Consider the following 9410-nt stretch of genomic DNA (forward strand, 5'->3'; position numbering starts at 1 on the left):
CTGCGCGCGGCCGGCGACAGTGCGGGCGTCCCGGTCTCGGTCCGCGGCTCGGCGGGGGCCGGGATACTGCACGCCGCGCTGCCCGCCTCCGCCGACCCGCGGACGGTGGCCGAGATCGTCTCCGGGACGCGGCGCTCGCTCACCGCCGGAACGCTCACCGTCCCGCATGCCGCTCCTCCGCTGCTGGAGCGACTCCCGCAGCACGGCACCGACCTCCTCTGGGGGGAGGTTCCCGGCCTGGCCCTGATGCGGGCGATCAAGGACCGCCTCGACCCCGACCGCCTGCTCTCCCCCGGACGCTTCGCCGGCGGGATCTAAAAGGCCCGCGGACAGCCATACCGAAGGATGGAGCCAACCATGACCGACCGCACCGCCGCCGGCGACGCCACCGGCGCCGATCCGCAGCGGTCCTTCAACGAACTACTCGGCGACTGCGTCCACTGCGGGTTCTGCCTGCCCACCTGTCCCACATACGTGCTGTGGGGCGAGGAGATGGACTCGCCGCGCGGACGCATCCACCTGATGGGCCAGGTCCACTCCGAGGACGTCCTGAACGAGGCGGCCGTACAGCCTTCGACAACTGCCTCGGCTGCCTGGCGTGCGTCTCAGCGTGCCCCTCAGGGGTGGCCTACGACGCGCTCATCGAGACCACCCGCACCCGGGTCGAGGAGGAGCACGAGCGCGGTGCCGGGGAGCGCCTGCTGCGTAAGGCGATCTTCTCGCTGTTCCCGTACCGGCGGCGGCTGAACCTGCTCCGCGGCCCGCTGCGCGTCTACCAGGCCAGCGGGCTCCCGCGGCTGGTGCGCCGTTCCGGGCTGCTGGACCGCCTCTCGCCCTCGCTGGCCACAATGGAGCGCATCGCACCGCCGCTGCACAAGGCACCTCCGGCGCTTCCCGAACGCGTACCCGCGGTCGGGCGCACCAGAGCGGTGGTCGGCATGCTCACCGGATGTGTGCAGGGCTCGTTCTTCCCGCAGGTCAACACCGCGACCGCCCGGGTTCTCGCGAGTGAGGGGTGCGACGTCGTGGTCCCCCGCTCCCAGGGGTGCTGCGGCGCGCTCTCGGCCCATTCCGGGCGGACCGGTGAGGCCGCGAAGTTCGCCCGCGCCACCATCGAGACCTTCGAACACGCCGGCGTGGACGCCATCGTGGTCAACTCCGCCGGCTGCGGCGCCACCATGAAGCACTACGCACGGGTACTGAGCGAGGACGGCGCGGGAGAGGACTGGCTGCAGCGGGCCAAGGCTCTCTCCGAGAAGGTCATGGACTTCTCGGAGTTCCTGGACTGGCTGGGACCGCAGGCCGAGCGGCACCCGCTGCCGATACGCACCGCCTACCACGACGCCTGCCACCTGTCCCACGGGCAGGGAGTCACCAGCGCGCCCCGGAAACTGCTGCACGGCGTGCCCGGGATGGACGTCGTGGACATCCCGAACCCCGAGGTCTGCTGCGGCTCGGCCGGGGTCTACAACCTGCTCCGCCCGCAGCCGGCCGGCGAACTGGGTGACCGCAAGAGCGCGGACGTCCGCTCCACGAACGCCGAGCTGCTCGTGGCGGGCAACCCCGGGTGCTCCCTGCAGATCGCCTCCGCGATCGAACGCGGCGGGGGGTCGATCTCGGTCGCGCACACCGTCCAGGTCCTCGACGCCTCGATCCGCGGCCTGGCGCCATCGGCGCTCCTCGGCCGCCCTGAGGCGGAACCGGGGCCTGATCACTCGCCGTCGTCGAGGAAGCCGATGTCGGCGTAGTCGAGGGTACTGGCGCCCGGGGCTCCCAGGTTGGCGATGTCGGAGCGCACCGCCACCAGCTCCGGGCGCTGGTAGAGCGGAAGCGTGTGCCCGGCCTCCCAGAGGAGGCGGTCGGCCCGGTTGATCCGCTCCCACGCCTCGCCCTTGTCGAAGGCCGTGAGCGCGTCCTCCATGGCCTCGTCGATCTCGGGGGAGCTGATCCGGCCCACGTTGGCGCGCCAGTCGGGCTCGCCGTCCTCGCCGGTGGCCGGCTCGGACCACTGCTGCAGGGACTGGGAGACAGGGAAGCCGCCGCCGGTGTTGACGAACCCGACGATGTCGTAGTTGCCGGGCAGCACGTAGTCGCCGAAGAACTCGTCCCCGCCGACAGGGTCGATGCGGACCCCGATCCCGACCTCGTCCAGCATGTCCTGGACGAGCTCGGCCTCGCTCAGCGCCGGCGGGTGGTCGCGCGGAATGACGAAGCGCAGTTCGAGCGCCTCGCCGCCCTTGGAACGCGGCCCGTCGCCGGATTCCTTCCAGCCGGCCCTCTCCAGAAGCGTGCGCGCCCGTTGGGGGTTGTGCTCCCCCCATTCTCCGCTGTTGTCGGCGTAGCCCTCCTGGTTGGTCAGCAGGAAGCGGTTGCCGAGCAGGGCGGGCGGCCGGTCGACCGTGCTGAACGCGGCGTCGGCGAGAGCCCGGCGGTCGATCCCGAGGAAGACCGCATGCCGTACGTCGACCTCGGAGAGCGCATCGCTCTGCCCGTTGAGCGTCAGATGGCGGTAGTCCGGGGCCAGCGCCGCCCGCACCTCGCCGTGGTCGGTGGCCTCGGCCCTCTCGTAGGAACCGGGGGCACCCGATACCGAGTAGACGTCGATGCTGCCCTCCGCGAACGCGCTGTCGAGTGCGGCGGGGGCGAGGGCGCGGTAGGTGATCTCGTCGAGCAGGGGCGGATCCCCCCACCAGTCGCCGGAACGCCGCACGGTGAGGATCTTCCCGGACGGGTCGATTCCGGCGAACTCGAACGGGCCGGCGGTCACCGGGATGTCGTCGCTGTAGCCGTTGTTGAACCGGGCCGGGTCCTGCGTGTACTTCGCGGGCAGCAGCAGTCGGAACAGCGCCTCGTACTCGGCGAAGCTCCGGTCGAACGTGATGACGACGTCGAACTCGTCGGCACCGGGGCGCACCGAGGTGATCCGGTCGTAGCCGATCTCGCCCAGGATCCGGAACCCGGCTCTCTCACCGGACAGCGCCGTTGCCATGCTCTCGAAGTCCCGCCAGGTGATGGGGGAACCGTCGGACCACCGCGCCTTCGGGTTCAACCGCAGCGTAACGACCTGCCCCTCGTTCTCCCCTCCGGTCCGGCCGCCGTCGCGAGCGGTACCGGCGCGATCGCCGGGCCGGACGTCCACGGACTCGACATAGTCGGGGTTGGGACGCGCTTCGCCGTCCTCGTCGACCCGGAACGGGGTGGGAAGCAGCCCCTCCATGATCTTCTCCACGATGGCCAGGTTGCCGGCGACATGGTGGGGATTCCACTGCGCCGGGAACTCGTTGATCCCCCAGCGCAGGGAACCGCCCTCGGCGATCTCGGTACGGTCGACCGGGTTCATGGCGGCGGAGGGGAGTCCGGCGTGCTCACCCGCGGGATTCTCGGACAGGCCCCGGCACGCACTCAGCACGACGGCGAATGCCAGCGCCGAGACACCGGCTCTCCGAAGTCTGCCCACACACCCCCCAAACCGCGGTACCGCGACGACGCCGGCACCGGGCGGACACGGTCCCCGGTACCGTGTCGCACCTGCCCCGCACGCTCCTCGGATGCCGCCGCCCAACCGTGCCAAAGGAACAATCGGGGAATACTACTGCGCCGACCCCCGGGGCGGCAGCCGACACGGCGCAACCGGCTATCCGGCACGTATCCGAGGATCGAGCACGACCTGGGTGATATCCACGAACACCGCGGCCACGACCACACACAGCGCTCCGAAGGAGCAGACCGCCGCCACGGCGTTCACGTCGCCCGTGCTGACGGAGTCGATCAGCAGGTCGCCCACACCGTGCCGGCCGAACACCTTCTCGATGAAGACGGCCCCGGCGAACAGGCCCGCCGCCGAGTACCCGAAGTAGCTGACAGCCGGGATCAGCGACGTCCGCAGCGCGTGCGTGCGCAGCGCGGTCCAGCGCCTGAGCCTTTCGCCCGGGCCGTGCGCACGAAGTCGGCGGAGGCGGTCTCCGCCATGAGAGCCCGCTGGTACCTGCTGAAGACCGCGGCCTGGGGCAGCGCGAGCGCCAGCGTCGGAAGGACGAGATGGCGCACGTGGTCGGCAAGGGCACCCCAACCCCCGAGGTCCGCTCCGGGGGTGGGCTCCCCCGTCGTACGCAGCAGGTCCACTCCCAGCACCTCGTTCAGCCACAGCGCGGACATCTGCAGCGCGACGGCGATGACCACCACCGGGACCGAGATGACCACGACCGCGCCGATCGTGCAGAACCGGTCGGTCCAGCCGTACCGGTGGCCGCCGGACCACGCCCCCAGCAGCACCCCGGCCGCGCTGCCGAGGACGGCGCCGAGCGCAACCAGGCGCAGGCTGACCCCGATACGCCGGGCCATCTCCTCGTTGACGGGGCGGCCGTCCCACGTGGCGCCGAGGTCGCCGGTGGCCACTCCCGACGCCCAGGTCAGGTACCGCTCCCCGAGCCATACGCGGTCGTTGAGGTTGTGCTCGGCCAACGCCGCATCCACCACCTCCGGCGGAGGGGGCGGACTCTGCCCCTCGTAGTTGCCGCGGGGGCTGAGGACGGTGGCCGCGAGCAGATAAGCGCAACTGCTGACGACGACCAGCAGCACGGCATGACCGACCGCCCTGCGAAGCAGGTAACGTGCCGCGGCGCTCACACCGGGCGGGCCTCTCCCTCGGCCACGATCACGGCCGGACCGCGCAACCGGGCGCCGTCGGCGTCCAGGAAGACGGTGCACTCGCCTCCGGGCACCAGCACACGCCAGGTCGCCCCCTCGCCCGGGGGCGTGGCCGCGGCGGCCACCGCCACGATCCCGGTACCGCAGGACCGGGTCTCGCCCGATCCGCGCTCGTACACGCGCATCTCCAGCGTCCCCGGCGCGACCTCGCGGAACACCTCGACGTTGACGCCGTCGGGAAACCGCCCCGGGTCGACCCGCGGCTGGGCGGTCAGGTCGACGTCGGCGACCGGACGGTCCACGAGGCAGGCCAGGTGCGGGTTGCCCACGGAGATCCCCCTGCCGGTGAGCCGCTCGCGTGCGAATTCGGCCCACCCGTCGCCGAGCGAGCCGACCGGTCCCATGTCGACGGTGATCTGCCCGTCGGCCTCGACGGTCACCCGCTTCGCCCCGGCCCGCGTTCCGACGTCGAACGAGCCCGCCTCCGACAGACCGGATTCGACGAGGTAGCGCGCGAACACCCGTACGCCGTTACCGCACATCTCGGCGACGCTGCCGTCGGCGTTGCGGTAGTCCATGAACCACTCGCACCGCTCCGCGGAGCGCGCGGACTCCGGCAGGGGTTCCGCTTCCTTCAACGCCGCCGTGCGGACCACGCGCAGGACGCCGTCGCCGCCGATTCCGGCACGCCGGTCGCACAGCGCGGCGACCGTTTCAGGGGTGAGATCCAGCACCCCCTCGGCATCGGGAAGGATCACGAAATCGTTCTCCGTGCCGTGGCCCTTGGCGAATCGCATGGGGATCATCCTAAGACGCCATCAGCGGTACTCGTCCTGTTTCGCGGCACTGCCACACTGGACGTGTGAGCGGGTACGGCACGCAGGACGCGAGAACAGTGGTGGCGGTCGTCGGAGCGACCGCCTCGGGCAAGTCCGACCTGGCCGTGGAGCTGGCGCGCGGAATCACCGGCGCGGGCGGCGGCGCGAGATCATCAACGCCGACTCCATGCAGCTGTACCGCGGCATGGACATCGGCACCGCCAAGCTCACCGGCGCCGAACAGGGCGGGGTTCCGCATCACCTGCTCGACATCTGGGAGGTCACCGAGACCGCGGATGTCGCGCGTTACCAGCGCCTGGCGCGCGGGCTCATCGACGAACTGCGCTCCGCGGGACGCACGCCGATCCTGGTCGGCGGTTCCGGGCTGTACATCCGCGGGGCCCTGGACAACCTGGACTTCCCCGGCACCGACCCCGCGGTCCGCGGTCGGCTGGAGGCCGAACTCGCCGAAGTCGGCCCGGCCCCTCTACACGAGCGGCTGGCGAGGCGGGACCCGGCCGCCGCCGAGGCGATCCTGCCCAGCAACGGGCGCCGCATCGTACGCGCGCTGGAGGTCGTCGAGCTTACCGGGCGCCCTTTCACCGCGAACCTGCCGGAGCACGTCGCGCGTTACCCGTGCCTGCAGATCGGCCTCCAGATACCCCGCGACGAGCTCGACGAGCGGATCAGGATGCGGGTGGACCGCATGTGGCGGGCCGGACTCGTCGAGGAGGTCCAGAAACTGGAGAAACGGGGGCTGCGCTCGGGCCGCACGGCGTCGCGGGCGCTCGGTTACGCCCAGGTGCTGCGCTTCCTCTCCGGGGAATACGACGAGGAGACGGCGCGCGAGGAGACCGTCCGCGCGACGCGCCGGTTCGCCCGCCGCCAGGAGTCCTGGTTCCGGCGGGACCCGCGGGTCCACTGGCTGCCCTATGACGCGCCCGATCTCACCGGGCGCGCCCTTCGCCTGGTCGGCTCCGGCGCGGCGTGCCGGGTGACCTGACGCCCCGGCGGGCTGAGCGGACCTCTGATCCCGCTCAGCGCCACAGCGCCGCGAAGTAGCCCACACCGTAGGGCGCCTCGTGGGCGAGGAGTTCGCCGTGCAGCCCCGCGCCCTCCGCGGCGCCCGCGAGGGCCTGCCAGGCGGCCCGGCCCGCGACCATGAGTTCAGCGGCGACCAGCGGATCGAGCGCCGCCAGCGCCGCCGTATCCGCCTTGGCGAGCGCCGCGGCCACCGAGTGATCGAACGGGGCGGCCCGCTCGTCGACATAGCTGGGAGAGCACTCTGTGCGCCGGGCGCTGCCGTCGCCCATGGCCAGGATCCCGATCCGGGAGGCCGCCGCTGCCAGCTCCGCCCCGCGCGCCAGGCACTCCTCGGGCGGGGCGCCGGCCGCCACCTCCACGTAGCACGACGGGACGGCACCCCCGCGCTCGGCCAGCCACCGGCCCATGGTCAGCGAGAGCGGAAGCACCGCCGGGGGCGGACCGACGCCGACGTCGACGCCGTATCCCGCCAGGCTGCCGCCGGTCCCGGCACCGTAGGTCCGGTCGCCCCCGCCGGCCCCGACGACGACGAGCTCGTCGGCGCCGGAGCCGAGCAGTCCGGTCACCGCCCGGTCGCACGCCGCCCGCAGCGTCTCCAACTCCGGTGCCGCCCCCTGCGCCAGCTCCGGTACGAGCAGCGGAGGATGCGGGCACACGGCGGCGGCGATCAGCACACGGCGAGAGTACCGGTCCGATCGCCGACGCCGCTTCAGCGCCTCCGAACATTGCCCCGTGGGCCCCCATCCCCTATGTTTGACTGTATGACCAGTTTTGAAATCTGGTCACACAGCCCGGGGCAGCGAGCCGAAAGGAGAGGAGACAACGTGGTGTGGACCGACCCTCCGGCAACGGCCTCCGCGGAGGACGAGCGCGACCAACGGGCGGAGCGCATCCTGGACGCCGCCGCCGAACTCCTCATCGCCTGGGGATACCGGCGGGTGACCATCGACGAGGTCGCGCGCCGCGCCGGCGTCGGCAAGGGGACCGTCTACCTGCACTTCCACACCAAAGAGGCGCTGTTCCTCACGGTGGTGATGCGCTCCCAGGCGTTCTGGGGGACGCGAATCGTGCAGGACATGCGCGCCGATCCGGCCGGTGTCCTGCTCAGCCGCATCGCCCGGACCTCCTTCCTCGCGATGCACGAGGACGCCGTTATCCGCGCCGTCGTCACCGGCGACACCGACACCCTGGGCACCCTGGTCCGCAGCGCCTCCGACATCATCGGCGACCTCGTCCGGGAGCGGGAGCGCACCGTTGAGAGCCACCTTCAGGAGCTGCGCGACCACGGCCTGCTGCGCACCGACCTGCCCCTCGCGATGCAGCGCTACAGCTACTCCGCGGTCGTCACCGGCTTCCTGGTGTTCGATCCGATGACACCGCACGAGACACACGACACCCGCGCCAAAGCGGACGCGCTCGCCCAGACCGTCCGCGCGGCGTTCGAGCTCGACGCCGGGCACGAGGCGCTGCGCGCCGCCGCGCCGCGGATCATCGAGTTCTACCAGCGCCTGATGGACCGGATCCGCGAGGAGATCCACAGGCAGAAACTCACCTGACGCGACGGAGGGCAGCATGAGCACTTCGGCCACCACCGGCACCGCCCGGACCGACCCGGCCGTCAACCTGACGGACCCGGACTTCCTCGCCGACCCCTACACGGCGGTCGCCGCCCTCCGGGAGCAGGGACCGGCCGTCCGGGCCGCCTTCCTCGACGGCTCGCAACTGTGGATGTTCATCGGGGACGAGGAGGTCCGCAGCCTCCTGAGCGACCCCCGGTTCGTCGTCGACCCGGCTTCGGTCCCCGGCGGCAGGGGGCAGGACAAGCGCCTGGAGCTGATGCGGCAGCTGGGAATCAGCGAAGACCTGACCACCTACCTCACCGAGGGGGTCCTGGACCACGACGCCCCCGATCACACCCGGCTGCGGAAGCTGGTCTCCCGCGCCTTCACCGTGCGCCGGGTCTCCGAGCTGCGGCCGCGCGTGGAGCAGATCACCGACGACCTGCTCGACGCGCTCCCCGGGCACGCCGAGGACGGGGTCGTCGACCTCCTGGAGCACTTCGGCTATCCGCTGCCGATCACCGTCATCTGCGAGCTGGTGGGCGTGCCCGAGGAGGACCGCCCACTGTGGCGGAAGTGGGGCCACACCCTGGTCACGATGGGCTCCGAGCGGATGAACGACGCCCTGCGCGAGATGGTGGACCACATCCGGGCGATGATCGAGCAGCGGCGGAGCGAGCCCTCCGACGACCTGCTCGGCGCGCTGATCCGCGTGCGGGAGGAGAACGGCGACCGGCTCACCGAGACCGAGCTGATCACCATGGTCTTCACCTTGATCATGGCCGGACACGAGACCACGGCCCACCTGATCTGCAACGGCACCGTGGCGCTGCTGACCCACCCCGAACAGCTCGACCTGGTCCGCCGGGATCCGGAGCGGCTGCCCGCCGCGGTGCACGAGCTGCAACGGTGGTGCCACCCGGTCCTCATGACCCGGCTCCGCTACACCGCCGAGGACGTCGAGCTGGGCGGGGTACGGCTCAAGGTGGGAGAGCCGGTCCAGGCACTGCTCCTGGGCGCCAACCGCGACCCGCGGAAGTACACCGACCCGGACCGCTTCGACATCACCCGGCGCCCTTCGGGCCGCGGGGAGGAGCACGTCGGCTTCGGCCACGGCCCGCACTACTGCCTGGGCGCGGCCCTCGCGCGGCAGGAGGCCGAGGTCGCGTTCGGCAAGCTGTTCAGCGCCTACCCGGAGCTGGAACCGGCCGTTGCCGAAGCCGAGCTGGAGTGGATGCCCCGGCCGGCCATGCGCAGGCTGGTGCGCCTGCCGGTCCGGCTCTGAGAGCACCGGGCGGGGACGCCCCCGCCCGGGCCGGGTGCCGTTGCGCGCGCTCAGGCG

5 protein-coding genes and 4 pseudogenes are annotated in these 9410 nt (G+C 71.9%); 5 read left to right on the forward strand and 4 right to left on the reverse strand.

Going from position 1 to position 9410, the window contains the following annotated elements; genetic code table 11:
• Both VS93_RS29900 and VS93_RS24940 read left to right on the forward strand, forming a co-directional pair.
• Positions 1 to 318, forward strand: a pseudogene (locus tag VS93_RS29900) (FAD-binding protein); the annotation flags it as partial.
• A gap of 39 nt (positions 319 to 357) precedes the next feature.
• A pseudogene (locus tag VS93_RS24940) lies at positions 358 to 1748 on the forward strand ((Fe-S)-binding protein).
• Here the strand turns inward: VS93_RS24940 and VS93_RS24945 are convergent.
• The 3 genes and pseudogenes from VS93_RS24945 to dapF all read right to left on the reverse strand — a co-directional run bounded on the left by VS93_RS24945 (position 1712) and on the right by dapF (position 5444).
• Entirely contained in the window at positions 1712 to 3457 is a 1746-nt protein-coding gene (locus VS93_RS24945) for an ABC transporter family substrate-binding protein (protein ID WP_236700721.1), read from the reverse strand. The pseudogene VS93_RS24940 and the gene VS93_RS24945 sit on opposite strands and share 37 nt — an antisense overlap.
• 177 nt (positions 3458 to 3634) lie before the next feature.
• Positions 3635 to 4341 (reverse strand): annotated as a pseudogene (locus VS93_RS33600) (ABC transporter permease).
• Positions 4342 to 4622: 281 nt separating this feature from the next.
• Positions 4623 to 5444: a diaminopimelate epimerase gene (gene dapF / locus VS93_RS24955; RefSeq protein ID WP_046472301.1), complete on the reverse strand. Its 822-nt coding sequence runs from the start codon at positions 5442 to 5444 to the stop codon at positions 4623 to 4625.
• A 98-nt stretch (positions 5445 to 5542) separates the two neighbouring features.
• Here dapF and miaA point away from each other — a divergent pair.
• Positions 5543 to 6468: pseudogene (gene miaA, locus VS93_RS24960) on the forward strand (tRNA (adenosine(37)-N6)-dimethylallyltransferase MiaA).
• Positions 6469 to 6502: 34 nt separating this feature from the next.
• Here the strand turns inward: miaA and VS93_RS24965 are convergent.
• Positions 6503 to 7183 carry a class III extradiol ring-cleavage dioxygenase family protein gene (locus VS93_RS24965; RefSeq protein WP_046472302.1) on the reverse strand — a complete coding sequence of 227 codons (681 nt, stop codon included), beginning with the start codon at positions 7181 to 7183 and terminating at the stop codon, positions 6503 to 6505.
• A gap of 150 nt (positions 7184 to 7333) precedes the next feature.
• Here VS93_RS24965 and VS93_RS24970 point away from each other — a divergent pair, with 150 nt between their 5' ends.
• Together VS93_RS24970 and VS93_RS24975 are read left to right on the forward strand one after the other, a co-directional pair.
• A complete protein-coding gene (locus tag VS93_RS24970; RefSeq protein WP_046472303.1) occupies positions 7334 to 8065 on the forward strand; it encodes a TetR/AcrR family transcriptional regulator in 732 nt (243 codons plus the stop codon).
• A 16-nt stretch (positions 8066 to 8081) separates the two neighbouring features.
• The gene (locus tag VS93_RS24975; RefSeq protein WP_046472304.1) at positions 8082 to 9353 is read left to right on the forward strand and encodes a cytochrome P450 family protein; all 1272 of its coding nucleotides are present in this window, start codon (positions 8082 to 8084) and stop codon (positions 9351 to 9353) included.
• The last annotated feature ends 57 nt before the right edge of the window (positions 9354 to 9410 follow it).

Origin of the sequence: Allosalinactinospora lopnorensis (genome assembly GCF_000981225.1) — a bacterium.
Lineage (GTDB): Bacteria > Actinomycetota > Actinomycetes > Streptosporangiales > Streptosporangiaceae > Allosalinactinospora > Allosalinactinospora lopnorensis.